This window comes from Janthinobacterium rivuli (assembly GCF_029690045.1).
Lineage (GTDB): Bacteria > Pseudomonadota > Gammaproteobacteria > Burkholderiales > Burkholderiaceae_D > Janthinobacterium > Janthinobacterium rivuli.
Genome location: NZ_CP121464.1, coordinates 4,191,173 through 4,206,869, shown reverse-complemented (window position 1 = coordinate 4,206,869; position 15,697 = coordinate 4,191,173). Strand labels below are relative to the sequence as shown.

At 61.3% G+C, this 15,697-nt stretch carries 12 protein-coding genes and 1 tRNA gene; 7 read left to right on the top strand and 6 right to left on the bottom strand.

Features of this window, described 5'->3' with window-relative positions; genetic code table 11:
• Window positions 1-4 precede the first annotated feature (4 nt).
• The 4 genes from P9875_RS19075 to P9875_RS19060 all read left to right on the top strand — a co-directional run bounded on the left by P9875_RS19075 (window position 5) and on the right by P9875_RS19060 (window position 3,121).
• The gene (locus tag P9875_RS19075) at window positions 5-502 is read left to right on the top strand and encodes a glycoside hydrolase family 19 protein (RefSeq protein ID WP_278316294.1); all 498 of its coding nucleotides are present in this window, start codon (window positions 5-7) and stop codon (window positions 500-502) included.
• On the top strand, window positions 499-825 hold the full coding sequence (locus P9875_RS19070) for a hypothetical protein (protein ID WP_278316293.1): 327 nt from the start codon (window positions 499-501) through the stop codon (window positions 823-825). Before P9875_RS19075 ends, P9875_RS19070 begins: the two co-directional genes overlap by 4 nt.
• Before the next feature lie 152 nt (window positions 826-977).
• Entirely contained in the window at window positions 978-1,151 is a 174-nt protein-coding gene (locus P9875_RS19065; protein ID WP_158300023.1) for a hypothetical protein, read from the top strand.
• 470 nt (window positions 1,152-1,621) lie between these two features.
• Window positions 1,622-3,121, top strand: coding sequence for a nucleobase:cation symporter-2 family protein (locus P9875_RS19060; RefSeq protein ID WP_278316292.1), 1,500 nt, complete (start codon window positions 1,622-1,624; stop codon window positions 3,119-3,121).
• 27 nt (window positions 3,122-3,148) lie between these two features.
• On the opposite strand, the gene P9875_RS19055 is transcribed toward P9875_RS19060, so the two are convergent.
• The 3 genes from P9875_RS19055 to P9875_RS28755 all read right to left on the bottom strand — a co-directional run bounded on the left by P9875_RS19055 (window position 3,149) and on the right by P9875_RS28755 (window position 11,288).
• Window positions 3,149-8,191 carry a diguanylate cyclase domain-containing protein gene (locus tag P9875_RS19055; RefSeq protein ID WP_278316291.1) on the bottom strand — a complete coding sequence of 1,681 codons (5,043 nt, stop codon included), beginning with the start codon at window positions 8,189-8,191 and terminating at the stop codon, window positions 3,149-3,151.
• Window positions 8,192-8,442: 251 nt separating this feature from the next.
• On the bottom strand, window positions 8,443-10,710 hold the full coding sequence (locus P9875_RS19050; protein ID WP_278316290.1) for a phosphocholine-specific phospholipase C: 2,268 nt from the start codon (window positions 10,708-10,710) through the stop codon (window positions 8,443-8,445).
• A 410-nt stretch (window positions 10,711-11,120) separates the two neighbouring features.
• Window positions 11,121-11,288 carry a hypothetical protein gene (locus tag P9875_RS28755; protein WP_423221872.1) on the bottom strand — a complete coding sequence of 56 codons (168 nt, stop codon included), beginning with the start codon at window positions 11,286-11,288 and terminating at the stop codon, window positions 11,121-11,123.
• Between the two features lie 99 nt (window positions 11,289-11,387).
• Between P9875_RS28755 and P9875_RS19040 the strand changes: the two genes are divergently transcribed.
• Window positions 11,388-11,576, top strand: coding sequence for a hypothetical protein (locus tag P9875_RS19040; RefSeq protein ID WP_278316289.1), 189 nt, complete (start codon window positions 11,388-11,390; stop codon window positions 11,574-11,576).
• A 187-nt stretch (window positions 11,577-11,763) separates the two neighbouring features.
• Here P9875_RS19040 and P9875_RS19035 read toward each other — a convergent pair whose 3' ends face one another.
• Both P9875_RS19035 and P9875_RS19030 read right to left on the bottom strand, forming a co-directional pair.
• Window positions 11,764-12,879, bottom strand: coding sequence for a DUF3667 domain-containing protein (locus P9875_RS19035; RefSeq protein ID WP_278316288.1), 1,116 nt, complete (start codon window positions 12,877-12,879; stop codon window positions 11,764-11,766).
• 567 nt (window positions 12,880-13,446) lie between these two features.
• Window positions 13,447-14,145, bottom strand: coding sequence for a hypothetical protein (locus tag P9875_RS19030; RefSeq protein ID WP_278316287.1), 699 nt, complete (start codon window positions 14,143-14,145; stop codon window positions 13,447-13,449).
• Window positions 14,146-14,340: 195 nt separating this feature from the next.
• Between P9875_RS19030 and P9875_RS19025 the strand changes: the two genes are divergently transcribed.
• Together P9875_RS19025 and P9875_RS19020 are read left to right on the top strand one after the other, a co-directional pair.
• Window positions 14,341-14,616 (top strand): hypothetical protein, encoded by a 276-nt coding sequence (locus P9875_RS19025; RefSeq protein WP_158300206.1) that lies wholly within the window; start codon window positions 14,341-14,343, stop codon window positions 14,614-14,616.
• Between the two features lie 203 nt (window positions 14,617-14,819).
• Window positions 14,820-15,290 carry a tyrosine-type recombinase/integrase gene (locus P9875_RS19020; protein ID WP_278316286.1) on the top strand — a complete coding sequence of 157 codons (471 nt, stop codon included), beginning with the start codon at window positions 14,820-14,822 and terminating at the stop codon, window positions 15,288-15,290.
• A gap of 94 nt (window positions 15,291-15,384) precedes the next feature.
• Here the strand turns inward: P9875_RS19020 and P9875_RS19015 are convergent.
• A tRNA-Leu gene (locus tag P9875_RS19015) sits at window positions 15,385-15,471 on the bottom strand.
• Window positions 15,472-15,697 lie beyond the last annotated feature (226 nt).

Genomic DNA, 15,697 nt, shown 5'->3' with positions numbered 1-15,697 from the left:
ATTGATGCAGATCATGCCCTTGGCCGGCCGCCGCGCTACGCTGTTTCTGGCGTCCTTGAATGCGGCGATGTCCGAGTTCGATATTGATACGCCGCTGCGCCAGGCGTCGTTCCTGGCGCAGGTGGGCCACGAATCGGGACAGTTGCGCTATGTGCGCGAGCTGGCCAGCGGCGCGGCTTATGAGGGGAGGGCGGATCTGGGTAATGTGATCGCTGGCGATGGCGTGCGCTTCAAGGGACGCGGCTTGCTGCAGGTGACGGGGCGCGCCAACTATGCGGCGTGCGGCGTGGCGCTGGGCCTGGACTTGCTGGCGGCGCCGCAGTTGCTGGAAGCGACGACTTTCGCGTGCCGCTCGGCGGGCTGGTTCTGGCAATCGCGCGGCTTGAACGGTCTGGCCGACGCGGGTGATCAGGAACGGGTGACGCGCCGCATCAACGGTGGCGTGAACGGCCTGGCCGAGCGCCTGGCCTTGTATGCGGCAGCGCGCAAGGTGCTGGCATGAAGCCGTCGTTGTTGGTGCTGGCCATGCTGGTGCTGCTGGGCGCAGCCGTGTTTTGCGCGCAACGCTGGGGACATGAGGCGGGTCTTGCCGCGTGCGCGGCGCAAGTGCACGAGGTGCAGGGGCTGTTGCGGCGCCAGAAGCAGGTGCTCAATGCGATGCGAGAGGAGGGCTCGCGCCGGTCGGCGCGGGTAGGGCAGGCATTGGCCAGTGCGCAGGCCGGGCAGGCAGAGGCGCAAGCGGCAGCGGCGCGCATCCTGGCGCTGCAGCCCGAAGGCGACGCCTGCCGTGCCGCCGAAGCGCTGATCGCCAGTGAAATGCCATGAGGCCGCTGAGCGAACGTGAGAGTGAAAGTGGGAGGAGTGTGCGGTGGCGGGCGAGGAGGCGCAGTATCAAGTGCGCCGCCGAGCTATTGCTGGTGAGTTTATTGACCGGCTGTGCGGCATGGGCGCCGGCATCACAGGTGGAAGTTTGGCCGGTGAGCGCGCCTTGCCTGGTCACGCGCCCAGTCGCGCCCGCCTTGCCGGCGGTGCCGTCCCACGGCATCTTCGAGCAAGTGCAAGCCTTGCTGGCGCGCGAGCAATTGCGTGCCGCCCATGTGCGGCAGCTGGAAGCGCTGCTCGATGCTTGCTCCGGGGCAAATAACTCCTGACAACGCTTGACTATGCCTGACAACACCGTGGCGGGTGGAAGGAGGGCACGGCCCCCGGTTTGCTCAGGAAGCGCCACTGCAAGAAGTATGTGGCGTTGAAGCGGTGAGCGTCGCGGGCCGCGCATGACGACGCGCAGCCGGTTTTGACAGGCGTTCCAGGATTCACCCATCAGTCACCAATGGCCTGTCAGCGCTGCCGCCGTTTGCCGCCTTCTGGTGCAGGCGCGGGGCGGCATGCGAGAAAACGGTGCATCCACCGCCCAATTGCTTGATCTCTGGTGAATTTCGGCACAATTTCTGTATACAATCCACCTGGCACGATGCGTGCATGGCATACCTTGGTCGTCCCATCCAAGGAGCTTCGCATGCCTCATCCGCCGCCACTGTGTTCCTGTCTTCCCGTTTCTCTCTTGCTTTTCCCTTTCACCTGCGCCCATCCGGGCCGCGGCAACCCAGGAAATGGAGCGTAAATGGCCACTCCCCGATTGAAATCGATCCACCGCAGCGTGCCTGGCGCCACGCCTGCCGCGCCATCGCCCGTCGATGAAATCCTGCCTGCCGGAAAACTGTTTACCTTGGGCTTGCAGCACGTGCTCGTGATGTATGCGGGCGCCATCGCCGTGCCGCTGATCGTCGGCCGCGCCCTCAAGCTGCCGCCCGAGCAGGTGGCGGCATTGATCAGTGCGGACCTGTTCTGCTGCGGCCTCGTGACCCTGATCCAGTCCCTCGGGATAGGCAAGTACTTCGGCATCCGCCTGCCCGTCATGATGGGCGTGACATTTGCCGCCGTCAGTCCCATGCTGGCGATGGCGAACAATCCCGCCCTGGGCATCACGGGCATCTTTGGCGCCGTGATCGGCGCCGGCGTCGTTTCCATGCTGATCGCTCCCTTCATCAGCCGGCTGCTGGCCCTGTTTCCGCCCGTGGTCACGGGCAGCATCATCGCCGTGATCGGTGTGTCGCTGATGCGCGTGGGCGTGAACTGGGCCATGGGCGGGCCGCCCGCCATGGCGCAGATCGCCGATCCCGCCTTCGTCAAGATGGCCGCTGCCGCCACGGCGGCCGGCTTGCCTGGGCCGCTTGGCCCCGTGCCGCTGATCGCCAATCCCGGCTATGGCGCGCTGGATAACATGGGCATTGCCTTCTTCGTGCTGGCTGTTATCTTGCTGGTGGCGAAGTACGGCCGTGGTTTTCTGTCGAATATCGCGGTATTGATCGGCATCATCGCCGGCACGGCACTGTCGTTTGCGCTGGGCAAGGCCGATTTCGCCAAGGTGGCCAGCGCCAAGGCCTTTGCCATCGTCACGCCGTTCCAGTTCGGCATGCCAACCTTCGACGTGGTTGCCATCATCACCATGAGCCTGGTGATGATCGTCGTCATGATCGAGTCGCTGGGCATGTTTTTGGCGCTGGGAGAAATGACGGACAAGCGCATCACGCAGGATGACATCAGCCGCGGTCTGCGCGTCGATGGCCTGGGCACCCTGATCGGCGGCATCTTCAACACTTTTCCGTACACCTCGTTTTCGCAAAACGTGGGCCTGGTGGGCGTGACGGGCGTGCGCAGCCGCTGGGTCTGCGTAGCGGCCGGCCTTATATTACTCGTCATGGGCGTGATCCCGAAGATCGCGCAGACAGCCGAAGCCGTGCCGGCGTTCGTGCTGGGCGGGGCAGGGCTGGTGATGTTCGGCATGGTCGCCGCCACCGGCATCCGTATCCTGGCCGGCGTCGACTACAAGAGCAACCGCAACAACCTGTTCATCGTGGCCCTGTCGATCGGCTTCGGCATGCTGCCGCTGGTGGCGGAACAGTACGCGCAGCACATGCCCAAGGCCCTGTCGCCGTTGCTGCACAGCGGTATCCTGCTGGCCGCCATCGTCGCCGTGCTGCTTAACCTGTTCTTCAATGGCCTGGCGTCGCAGGAAAGGGCGCGGGAGCAGGCGCGCGAGAATAGCCATGGCAGCGAGTAAGGCGCCGCCCGGTGCCATGAATGCGGGTTAGCCGGGCGGCAGAATCCTCAGCACCACGCAATTGCGTCCCGCATCCTTGGCCTGGTACAGCGCGGCATCGGCCAGGCGCAGCAGGGCGTCCGGATCGGCGGCGCCCGGCGCCGACTGCACCGCGATGCCGACGCTGATCGTCACCTGCTGTGCGTCCGTGTTCGCGTGGACGATGTCCAGATCCTCGATGGCGCGCCGCAGCGCTTCGCCGATCTGGCGCGCTTCGTCCTCGCCCGTGTTTGGCAGCACGATCGAAAACTCTTCGCCGCCGTAGCGCGCCGTCAGGTCGCCCGCGCGCCGCATGCCGGCCGCCAGCGCCTGCGCGACCCGGATCAGGCATGCGTCGCCCGCCTGGTGGCCATGCCGGTCGTTGAACAGCTTGAAGTAATCGACGTCGAGCATGACGACGGCAAGCGGCTGGCCAAGGCGCGTGGCGCGCGCACATTCGGTGCGCAGCACGTCGTCGAAATGGCGCCGGTTCGACAGGCCCGTCAGGCCATCGGTGATGGACAGGGTTGCCAGCTTGCGGTTGGCGTCTTCCAGCTGTTCCGTGCGCTCGGCAACGCGCCGTTCGAGGCTGTCATGCAGCCTGGCGCTGGAGATCGAGATCATCGCCTGCGCGCCGAGCATGCGCAGGAACGCGACGCGTTCTTCCGTAAACGAGGCGTCGGCCAGCCGGTTTTCGAAGTACAGGATACCGTCGATCTGCCCGCCGTGCCGGATCGGCAGACACATGACGGCGCGCGGCAGGTGCGACTGCACGTACGGGTCGGCGGCAAAGCGCGAAGCGCCCGTGATGCAGTCTTCGATCACCTCCGCGCCAGTGCGGATGACGTAGCGCAGCAGCGACAGCGGGAATTGCGGGTCGCTGGCGGCGTTCAGGTCGAGCTGGCGCGCTTGCAGCACGGTGACGCCATCGCCATCGATATTGGCTTCCAGCCGGTAGCTGCCTTCGGACAGCAGCAGCAGGCGCGCCACCTGCCCGCCGGCGTTTTCGCACACGATGGCAATGAGGCGTGTCAGCACGTTGCGCAGGCCGACTTCGTTCGACAGGATTTGGGCCGCCTTCAGCAGCGACACCAGGTCGAGCGCCGAACTGCCGTGCGTGTGGGAGACGGAATACCGCTGCGTGCCGCGCCCCTCCATCCTTGACAGCAGTGCGCTATGGGCCTCGCGCAGCTGCGCCACCTTGCCCTCCGCGCCCCACTGGCCGTAATGCGCGATGGCGTCCCGGATGAAGACGGCGGCTACGCGCGGCTGTCCCTGCTCGCACCAGCATACGCCGCATAGTTCATTGCCCAGCGCTTGCATGTTGACGTAGCCCGCGAGTGCGGCGGCGTCGATCGCTTGCTGGTAGAGGCGCGTGGCCAGTTGCAGGTCGTCCCGGTAGCGCGCCATTTCTGCCATCACCAGCAGATGTTTGGCGGCGCTATTGTCCGAGCCTTGCCTTGCCCATTCGGTGAGACTCGATTGCAGCGTGCCGATCATGGCCAGCATGGCGTCCGCATCGGGGCGTGCGGGAGCGCGCCGCAAGGCACGGATCAGGATCAGCGCGGCGTAGAAGCTGCATTCGGCAACCTTGGCCTGGCCGCGCATGATCTGCGTGACGATGCCGAGCTGGCCGGCCAGCTGTTCGGCGTCGGCGCCGTCGAACAGGTAGGCGTTGCGGATCTTCCCTTGCAGGAAGTAGGCGCGGTACAGCTGCGAGTCGCCATATTGTGCGAGGAAGCGCGCCTCGCTGAAGGCGGCATCGTCGTAGCTGTCGTGGCGGGGCAGGAGTCCCATCAGGCATTTGATCGGCTGGACCGCGGCGGCGACGCAGCAATCGGCCATCGACTGCTGGCCGTTGGCGCGCATCAGCGCCAGGTCGTGCCCGATGTCGTGCATCAGGTGCGGCAGGTAGTCGCCAAGGATGATGCGGTCGGTGGCGCGCACGGCCGTCACCACGCCGACCTGCACGAAATCGGCGATTTCCAGCGCCCAGCCAAACGCCTCTTCGTACAGGGCGTCGGAGCTGCGCAGCGGCTGCGTCCAGTGGTTGCTGAGCGCGCCGAACATCAGGCCCGTGAGCGTGCGCGTCTGCAGATTGGCACGGCGCCTGGCCAGCGCCATCGCCATCGCGCCGAAGTCGTAGCCGCGTGCGATGTCGCCGCTGTACAGCGCCAGCATCATCGCGTAGCCGACATAGGCGACGGCGCTGAAATCGCTGTTCCCCCGCTGCATGGACAGGCGCGTCATCGACACCACCATCAGCGCGCTGAGATCCTGCTGGCCGGCGTAGTAGCTGGCCATCCACAGGCCCTGCATCATCTGCATCGCGGCCACCGCCTCCGGTTCGCACATGTCGGCCGCGGCCAGCAAGGTCTCGGGCGCCTGCGCGCCAGGCTGGCGCCCGATGTCGGCGAGGATATCGGCGAAGCGCGCCTTCATGTGCGCCACATCGTGCGGAATGTCGATGTCCAGCTGCGCCAGGCCGTCGCGCTGCACGGCGATGGCGTCGAGCAGGCGGCCCTGTAATTGATACTGGTGCGCCTGGATGGCAATGCAGCGCGCTTGCAGCAAGGGGTTCAGGGCGCGGGCGCGCACCATTGGATAGATCGCCTCGGCGGCATCGAACTGGCCACACAGGTAGGCCGCTTCGGCCGCGCCCAGCTGCAGATCTAGCCAGAGCCCGGCGTGGATGCTCCATGCGTCCGCCGGCAGCAGGTCGAGACCGATTCGCATGTGCTCGAGGGTGGACTGGAACGCGGCGGAGCGCCTTGCCTTGACGCCGGCCTGGAGATTGAGCATCGCCAGCTGCGCGCGCTCGTCCGCATCGTCAATCAGCGCGCGACCGGCGTTGAGCTGCTCGACGATGTCAAACAGCGTCTCGTCCTGGCGCTCCGGCGGCGTATGCCGCAGCAGCAAGCGGCCGATCAGAAGATGGTTGGCCACGCGCGTACCGGCATCGGCGACCACATAGGCTGCCTGCTGCACCCGGTCGTGCAGGAAGCGGTAGCTGACGCCGCTGTTGCCAGCAGCGGTGTCGCCATTGACGTATTTATAGCGTTCGTCGAGCGGCTGGATCAACCCGGCCCTGAGCGCCGGCCACAGGTCTTGCTGCGTTTGCCGCGCTGTGCGGTCCACCGCCAGGGTGAGCGTGTCGAGCGTGAAGCGGTTGCCGCTGGAGGCGGCCAGTTGCAGCAGGTGCTGCGTGATTGCCGGCAGGCGGCGGATTTTTTCCAGCAGCACCTCGACCACGTTGTCGGTGTATCTGGCCTGTTCGATCGCGGGCAAGTCCCAGTCCCAGCAATCGTCGGCGGGCCGGTAGCGCAGGTGGCCCGATTCGTTGAGCGCGGCGAGGAACTGGTTGAGGAAAAACGGATTGCCGGCCGTCTTGCGGTAGCAAATGCTGGTCAGCGGCGCGCAGGCGTGGGCTGCCACGCGCACGCTGGCCGAGACCATTTGCGCCACCTGCGGTTCGGTCAGCGCGCTCAGTAACAGTGTCGACAGACGTACCTCACGGGCGAGCAGCTTGTCGCGCAGCGCGATGAGCGGATGCGCGGCGCCCACCTCGTTGTCGCGGTACGCGCCGATGAACAGCAGGCAGCTCTTGTCGCAGGAGACCATCAGCAGCTCGATCATCCGCAAGGTGGCCGCATCGGCCCATTGCAGGTCGTCGAGGAACAGCACCAGCGGATGCCCGGCGCAGGCGAAGACTTCGACGAAGCGGGGGAAGAGGCGGTCCAGGCGCCACTGGACCTGTGCCGGCGCCGATGCGGGCATCGCGTCGGTGGCGCCGACGATCAGGGCCAGCTGGGGAATCAGCTCGACGATCACGCCCACGCCGCTGCCCAGGGCCTGGTGCAGTTTTGCGGACCACTGCCGCAGCGTTTCCTCGGGCTGGCCGAGCAACTGGCGCACCAGTCCCTGGAAGGCCTGGATCAGCGAGGCATACGGCACGTCGCGCTGGAGCTGGTCGAATTTCCCGGACAGGAAGCAGCCGCGCCGGGCGATGATGGGCTTTTGCACTTCGTTGATGACCGCCGACTTGCCGATGCCCGAATGGCCGGCCACCAGCAGCATCTCGCACCTGCCCGCGCTACTGCGCTCAAACGTCGCCAGCAGCGCGGCGATGGCATCTTCGCGCCCATGCAGCGTTTGCGGCACCAGGAAGCGGCCGTTGTGGTCGGACAGCTTGAGCGCCTGCGTGGGCTTTTTCGCGCGGCACGCTGCGAGGTCGCTGCGCAGGCCTTGCAGGCTCTGGTAACGCTGATCGGCATTTTTTTCCAGCAGGCGCTGGATGATCGGCAGCAGCTGGCCGGGCAAGCTTGCCAGCGCCGGGTGCGACCAGTCGGGACTGCGCGCAATGTGGCAATGCACGAGTTCCATCTCGTCGCCTGCTTCGAACGGCGCCTGGCCGGTCAGCAATTCGTACAAGGTGGCGCCCAGCGCATAGAAATCGGCGCGCCAGTCGACCCTGCGGTTCATGCGCCCGGTCTGTTCCGGCGCCATGTAGCGCAGCGTGCCTTCGAGGGTCTGGAGGCTGACGATGCCATGGCTTTCGTAGGGCAGTTCACAGGCGATGCCGAAATCGATCAGCTGCAGCAGGCGCCGCTCGCCATTCCACACCAGATTGGAGGGATTGATGTCCTTGTGGATCACGCCCTGGCGATGGACCTCGTCCAGCGCGTCGCACAGTTGCAGCGCGATGTCGAAAAAATCGTCCAGCGCCAACGCGGGTTGCGCCGGCGTGCTGCGCGCCGCCACCTGTGCGCGCAATAGCTGGTCGAGCGCCAGGCCGCCGGTATCTTCCTGCAGCATGGTCCAGTGCCCGCCATGCAGCTGCAGCGCCAGCGGACGCGCCACGCCAGGGTGGCGGCAGCGGCGCGCGATCGCGTACTCGCGCTTGAACTGCGCCAGCTGCTGGAAGGAGGGAAACTGCTGATTCGGCATCTTGGCGATCAGCGCTGTGCCATCGGCCGCCCTGGCGCGGTAAACGCGCGAACGGGCGCCGCTGTGTAGCTGTTTGATGATTTCGTGGTTGAAAAGGGAGCGCATGGGCTGGGCTTGGCGGTACACAGACGGTTGCGGGAGCCTTGAGGCGCACAATTCGAAGTCTTACTTCGTTGCAAGTATTATATCAGCAGGGGGCCGTGGGGGAGGGGACGGGGTGATGGGGGTTGTTGTAAAAATGCCAGTGGACGCAGGCGAGTGCGGGTGCGGGAATGGCGCGGGGTGACGGGAGGGCGCTGCGGCGCATCGGGTGAACGGTTCACCGCAGCCTTATCGATTCAGGAGCAGTTTTTGAGTTATGCGCGTCCCAGGGTTGGGTCGCTTATGGAATCCTTGCCATTCTCGATTCGCCCCGCGACGCGGCGCCGGAAAGTCTTCTGAGTATTGCAGGTGACCGAGAAGTCATACCAGTTGCCGCTGTCGGCCAACGACCAGTGAAAGGATCCCACCTCACCGGCGGCTACCTCGATGGTCCACGGGCCATCGCTTCGATATGCTTCCGCCGATATTGTGAACAAGCAACGCGCGCTGCTTTTGTTATGCAGTTTGAGCGCGAGTTCAGCGGGGCTGCACGTCATGTAGCAGGCCTGAATTTCCGGGCCTCTGGTATCCCCCTGTTCCTTGAGGTCGCCGACAAAGTGGCGATGAAAGCCGTTGGGGCCAAGCACCCACAGGCGATACGAACCGGTATCGGACGCCACTTCCCAGCTGCCCTCCAGCGTCTTGCCTGCCTCCACGACGTAGCGCCGCGGGATCCGGTCCAGATGCAATTCGTCATACACGTGGAACACTACGCCGGCCTGGTTGCTGCTGTCGTTGGCAAACACCAGTGTCACTTTCTTTGCGCCGGAATCGGCGCGAGCCGTTACGTGCAATACATAAGGCAGGGCGCGCGATGGACGGGTGCCACTCGCCTGCACCGGTAACTTGGCTGTGGTGGAAGCCAATGGTCTCGCCAGTGCGCGCGCCTTGCCCTGGCTCAGCGCCAGCGCATCGACCTCCGCTTTGCTGCCGTGTCCGCTGAGCGTTGGCAACGCCCCCGCATTCGGGTTGACAAAATTAAAGCAAGAGCTCAGGTCACCGCAGACGGCACGCCGGTAAGCGCTGATCTGCGGCTCGAGGACGCCGAATCGCTTCTCGAGAAATTGCAGTACCGAAGTATGGTCGAAGACCTGCGAATTGACCCAGCCGCCACGGCTCCACGGTGAAACGATCCACATCGGCACACGCAGCCCCGGTCCGTACGGCCGGCCATCAACGCCGGGTTGAACAGTGGTCGCCGGCTTGTAATTGTGATATTCGACCGCGATGTCGGCCTTGTTGAGCGTGGTGGCGCCTGCGACGCTGCCGTCAGGATTGAGCGATGGCGCGCACGGCGGAGGCAGGTGGTCGAAGAAGCCGTCGTTCTCGTCATAGTTAATCAGCAGCACGGTCTTGCTCCACACTTCCGGATTCGCCGTGAGCGCATCGAGAACCTGCTGGATATACCAGCCGCCCTGGGCAGGGCTGGAGTAGCCAGGATGCTCGCTGTAGGCCGAAGGTGCAATGATCCAGGACACGGCGGGCAGCTTGCCGTTGTTGATGTCTTCACGGAAGGTTTCCAGGAAGCCGTGAGGCATGGTGTTGTGAAATCCCTTGGCCAACGGACTGAGGGCGTCGTCGATGCTGGCGTCATAGAATGGGCCGGCGCGGGTGACATCCTGGCTGATGTCGGTGGAGGAAACATGGCGTGGACGGCGACTGGCAGGCAGCTTTTCAATGTCGGCGCGCCAGTGGCGAAAACTTGTCATCTCGTTGCAACCAAAGTTGTCGACCAGGCTTTGATACACCTTCCAGCGCACCCCGGCCTTTTCCAGGCGGTCCGCATACGTCGTCCAGGTCCATCCCTCACTCGACGGCCCGATGTTGTTGCCGTCGTTGTACTGATTGTTGAGTACCGCGATCTCGACTTTTTTGCCATCGATGGGACCGCGGCCATTGGGGCCGTTTGTGCCAGTAAAATAGAACAAGCGGTTCGCAATTGTCCCCGTGTGCATGCCGCAGTGATAGTGGTCGCAGACGGTAAAGGCATCAGCCAGCGCGCGTTGGAACGGGACTTCCGCGGTATCGAAATATCCCATGGAAAGGGGACCCTTGGAGTCTGGCCAACGATTCATCCGGCCGTGGTCCCACGCCGCCTGCGAGTCGCCCCATGTGTGCGGTGTGCTGCCGGCGCGTTGCGCGTTGCCCTTGGTTTCATCAAGGTGGAAGGGGATATACGTTCCTGCAGCCTTTGACTGGGTATGAGTCTGGTACATGATGCTGGACCCGTTCGGCGAGGGCGCGACGAATCGGTCACCGTATCCCCTGACGCCCTTGAAGGTGCCAAAGTGGCTATCGAATGAGCGGTTTTCCATCATGATCATGACGACATGCTGAACATCATTGATCGTTCCCGTGACGTTATTGGCTTCGATCGCCAGGGCGCGCCGGATCGCCGGCGGGAATGCGGACAAGGCGGCAAGAGATGCCATCGTGCCGAACGAATTACGCAGGAACTGGCGCTTGGAATTGTTTGTGGACATGGAGGAGTGGCCGCAGGTAGCGATGTTGGGTGGATGGGTGATCAGGTGGCAAATGGGGCCTGGCGATCACCATCTCAGGGCGTGGGAGCACATTGCGACTTCTCGCACGCGGATGGAGGTGGGCTGGGGCTCAGAGTCGGAGCTGCGACCGAAGTTCCACCGCCACAGGCTGCCAATGTGCATAGCCATGACAGGGACAAAACGAGCCGGAGGCGGTTACGCGGCAGACGCAAGGATGGGGAGGCTGTTTTCATTTGGGTAGGCAAAAGGTTAATTGCAAACGCAACGACCTGCCTGAGTGTGCCGCGTGATCACCCAGTCTTGGTCACTGTCGCCGGTTTGTTCAAGGGAGTTCCACTGCTATACCCTGAACCAGGGAAGTGCTGATCAATTTTCTTTCTTGGCGAGGCTCACGTCTCAAAGGGGGCGAACGGCGAGACGATCCAGCGCAACTGCTGGCGCGCGATGCCGGGCAACTTGCCCCAAGGGGGCTCGATGTTGATCATGGACAGGACGCGGTCGCGTCGGATCAGCTTTTTCTTGGCGGGGGATTCAAGGTCGGAAAAGCTCTTTTGCATGATCGATGGCTGCCTGGGAGAGTGTTTATATTGTCTCAGATGAATGCGCCGCAGGGAATGGCGGCTGTTGAATTAATCAGTGCTTCTTGATGAAACTGAATGAACTCTCTAAATCTCTCCCAGGAAAATGAATGGGTGGAGCAGTTGCACAAAAGCCTGGCATGGGGGCTGAGCAAAACGTGCGCGGCGGTGCGCATTCAAGTGAAACAGCGGCGCCGGCTCTCCATGCACATCATTGCTGTGTCATGCATGGAGTTTATTCGCCCCGTAATCGATGATGTTGATTAAAAGCAGTTCTTCAGCGCACAGGTGGTGAAGGCGCGCAATGAGCGACTATGTCCACAATATCGGCACGGTTCTCTTCGCCGAGGTGTTGGCCACTGCATTGATGTCTGTGCCCTGAGTATCATTTATCTTCATACCCATGATCATTGCCGGGTATTGCGACCTCAGGACATGGCCCGACCTTGTGACGTTAGTGCATGCTCTTCATCAACACCAGCACGAGGAACACGCCAAGCACGAGGTTGGCCGCCAGCAGCAACATGCAAGTGCGCCACAGCGCGCCCCATTTGCCCAGGTTGTAGGTGCCGCGTAGCTGCAGAAACATGTGCAGGGGCGGCGCCAGGCACACCAGCAATGCGATCAGCCAGCCCTGGTTGAGCATCGCTAGCGGTATCAGCACGGTAAACAGCAAGGACATGAAGCACAGCGAGTACAGCACGAAGACCGCATGGTCGTACATGGCCACGCCTGGCTTCCAGAAAAACATCAGCCACACGAAGGGCAGCGAGATCGGGATCAGCAGGAACGAGAACTTGTAGGCCGTGTTCTTGAACTTGTAAAACGCCAGCTCGGGATTCTCTGCGGCGTGATGAAAGCTTTTTTCCAGCTCCGGAAACATGGCGTTGGGATTGGGCGGGCTGGACGCGATCCTGGCGGCAGTCTTGTCGAACCAACCGGGCTCTGTCAGCTCAAGTGCTTCTTCACCGGTCGCTTTTTCGGGCGACACGACGTGCAGCAGGCGTTGCTCGGCTTCGTGGTACAGCTTGCGCGAAACGGCCAGCGCCTTCTCGACACCAGCGACGCCGATATCGGCCTTGCGGGCCTCCTCCAGCGCCAGCTCATTGCGCTCGACCTTGAGCTTGGCGGACGCGGCGTGTTTGGTCAGCGAGGCGATATTGGCGTCGCGGGTCAGCAGCTTGCCGCCGCCGAACGAGGTGGCGAAGAAGGTCAGGAACACCATGAACAGGAACAGCGCGAGCGGCGAAACATAGTTCTTGCGCTGCCCGTCGATGTAGCGGCGCGTCAGACGGCCAGGAAAGGCCACCAGCAGCGGGATCGTCTTCCAGCCCTTGGCGTCGAAGTGCAGGATGCCGTGCACGACTTCTTCGGCCAGGTGCAGCAACGAATGGTGGACGTGGGCCGACTGGCCGCAGGCCTGGCAAAACGCGCCGCCCAGCGGCGCCTGGCAGTTGGCGCAGTTCGCAACGTGCGCGGCACTGGCCGGCTGCGGCGCTTTATCGTCCTCAACCTCGCTGGCCGGCATACCTGCCATCGCCAGGGCGCTGACCGCTTTCAGCTCACTCATCGTGCAACTCCCACCAGGAAAATGGCTGATTGTGCAACAAGGCGCCTGTATGTTCAAGTAATACTGGCAAAAACGGCAGTCGGTATGCTGTCAGACAGTGCCGCCACGGTTGGCATCGCCAAAAGTTCGAGGGTCAGGTCCGACAATCAAAAGAGCGAGGGTCAGGTCCGACAATTGAACAAAAACCTAACAGCTTTGCGCTTCAAAGTAGGGGGAATTCTGCAAAAGAGCGAGGGTCAGGTCCGACAATTGAACAAAAACCTAACAGCTTTGCGCTTCAAAGTAGGGGGAATTCTGCGACGCCAGTTCTATAAAAGCTGAGGCTGTGTCCAAATGTCAGACCCTGGATGCTGTCTTATTCATCAACCAGGCCGCGGTCACTCCTGCGCTGTCGATCCTTTGGGAATTCTTCCGGCACGGCCGCCTGACCTGGCATGGCGCCTTCGTTAACTTGCGCACCGGCAGCATACGGCCATTGCTGGTGAAAGAGCCTGCACCGGTACCGGAAGCGCCCGAGACGGAACAACTGCGTGTGCGGGTGATGGCATGAGCTTTGAGTATCTAAATCTATCGGATCTTCCCTGTAATTATAAAAAGAATTACCGGATGAATAGCGCGCGGTAGTAGCCATAGATTTGCACGAGCGCGTGCATGAATAGCCTTGCCATTTTCTTCTTCAGCTTCCTTAATGATTTTTTCCATTGTGGAAACGCGCTCACGAATCAGCTGTTTTTCCCCATCACTTAAGGAATCATTTTGTGAAAATGGCAAAGTTAACGAAGAAGCAGTCTGGTGGATCGCTCCTCGAGCACGAAATAATCGCGTAATACGGTCTTGGTTATTTTCTCGAATTTCAAGAGCATGAATCCGCTGCAATAAGTCAGCAGTTTCAATATCTCTTCTAGCGTTTTTCCTTGGCATGTCACCAGTTTGCAAATAACCTTCGAGATGGGTTTGAACTTCACTTAAAAGGTAAAAGGAGAGCAGAGCTAAGGAAGCATTAACGTCCTGCGCGTCTCTCCATCTATCCAAATTTTGACCATGGCGCTGCCAAGCAGGAATAGCGATTGCAAGAAGAATAGCAGCAGTGGCACCAAAGAATTGCGCCCATCCTGACAAGTTGGGATTTTCATTCATCCATTTCAATGAAGGCTTAAAGTCGAAATGAAAATTATATGGTTCTAAAAAATTCAGTAAATAGTAACGCGCAACCACAATAACAAGAATTACAGCTAAAAGTCGAGCCAGTCTAATTGCCAAAATCATTATTTAAAATCTCCATGCATGATTGTGATGAGAAAAATTGAAAATTTAAATGTAGTGCTGCAATACAGCGCCGAAAAAATTCTGGGCTACGCCTAACTACTGAAGACAGCTAGAAGGAACGGCAATCTGCCATTCTGCTTTATAACTCATCAACACGAAACCAGCCATATATAACTTGAATTAAAGGATATGCCAGTGACCACCTACCGCGAATTTTGCCGCTTGCGCGACCTCCACACGCCAGGCGCCAATGCACCAAAGCATACTGAAGCTGATGCATTTCTTATGGCTGCTGCCCAACTGGTTGTGCCCGACGGCTACAAACTCGTGTCGGTTGAGCCGACATCGGAAATCATCGCCGGCGCTGCAGTTGCAAGCTGGCCGACCGCCAGCTCGGCCGACATCGCGCTGGCGCGCCTGCGGCGCCGATTATCCTGCTGCAGATGGATATGGTACCGGGCACGACGGTAGACGCGGTCGCCGGCATGCTGGCCACGATAACGCCGGCATACCGCGCAACACAGCGAGGGGCAGGTCCGACAATCGGACAAAAACCTAACAGCTTTGCGCTTCAAAGTAGGGGGAATTCTGCGACGCCAGTTCTATAAAAGCTGAGGCCGTGTCTAAATGTTAGACCTGACCCTTGGGTGTGCTTGGGTGTGCTGGATGTGTAAATGTCAGACCTGCCCCTGGAAATGTATCTGACTGGCCGTCGGCCGGCGGATATGCTGAAAATCACGCGGGCGCATTTGAAGGACGGTGCGATTGAAATTAGCCAGAACAAAACGCGGAAGAAGCTACGGATTGAAATTGTCAGCGAGTTGGCAGCGCTGCTGGCGCGCATCGACACGCGCCCGGCCGTCGGCATAGCATTGATCAATAACGAGGATGGCCTGCGGATGACGAGTTATATGCTGCGCTACGCATTTGAGGCGGCGCGCGAAAAAGCAGCCGTCGACAATCCGGAAATTGAGAAGGACATCAGGAACTTTCAATTCCGGGATCTGCGCGCCAAAGAGGCGACGGACGTAGATGATGAGAGTGGAATTGCTGTGGCGCAAGCACAACTTGGGCATACCACGACAGCCATGACGGCACGGTATGTTCGCCATCGGCGAGGCAAACTCGTCAAACCCACAAAGTAGGTACTGGAGACTTTTTGCGGAACAAAACCAGTTTTGCGGAACTGGCGAGAACTAGAAAAATAGTGGTCACTATCGATGAAATTCGCATGTGCGCTGGTGCCCGGAGCCGGAATCGAACCGGCACGCCCTTACAGGCGGGAGATTTTAAGTCTCCAGTGTCTACCAGTTTCACCATCCGGGCAGCGCGGCGAGATTCTAGCACAAGTGATACCCATTGCACCATCTTGAACTCCCGTTGCCCTAACCGGCGATCCAGACCGTACTTGGCCATTGCCTTCTGCCACCGCCACCTTGATGGGCATGGGCCGCAAGCCTGTCTGGCCTGATTCATTATTTTCCATTTCGCTTTTGGCTCCCGCTGCTTGCAGCGCCTGGGGCTATTTGGCGTTGTCCACTGAAAGGAGGTG

What these genes read in the sequence shown, in the direction of transcription:
- P9875_RS19075 (WP_278316294.1), top strand. Translation starts at nt 5, where the DNA reads ATGCAGATCATGCCCTTGGCCGGCCGCCGCGCTACGCTGTTTCTGGCG.
- P9875_RS19070 (WP_278316293.1), top strand. Translation starts at nt 499, where the DNA reads ATGAAGCCGTCGTTGTTGGTGCTGGCCATGCTGGTGCTGCTGGGCGCA.
- P9875_RS19060 (WP_278316292.1), top strand. Translation starts at nt 1,622, where the DNA reads ATGGCCACTCCCCGATTGAAATCGATCCACCGCAGCGTGCCTGGCGCC.
- P9875_RS19055 (WP_278316291.1), bottom strand. Translation starts at nt 8,191, where the DNA reads ATGCGCTCCCTTTTCAACCACGAAATCATCAAACAGCTACACAGCGGC.
- P9875_RS19050 (WP_278316290.1), bottom strand. Translation starts at nt 10,710, where the DNA reads ATGTCCACAAACAATTCCAAGCGCCAGTTCCTGCGTAATTCGTTCGGC.
- P9875_RS28755 (WP_423221872.1), bottom strand. Translation starts at nt 11,288, where the DNA reads ATGCAAAAGAGCTTTTCCGACCTTGAATCCCCCGCCAAGAAAAAGCTG.
- P9875_RS19040 (WP_278316289.1), top strand. Translation starts at nt 11,388, where the DNA reads ATGAACTCTCTAAATCTCTCCCAGGAAAATGAATGGGTGGAGCAGTTG.
- P9875_RS19035 (WP_278316288.1), bottom strand. Translation starts at nt 12,879, where the DNA reads ATGAGTGAGCTGAAAGCGGTCAGCGCCCTGGCGATGGCAGGTATGCCG.
- P9875_RS19030 (WP_278316287.1), bottom strand. Translation starts at nt 14,145, where the DNA reads ATGATTTTGGCAATTAGACTGGCTCGACTTTTAGCTGTAATTCTTGTT.
- P9875_RS19020 (WP_278316286.1), top strand. Translation starts at nt 14,820, where the DNA reads ATGTCAGACCTGCCCCTGGAAATGTATCTGACTGGCCGTCGGCCGGCG.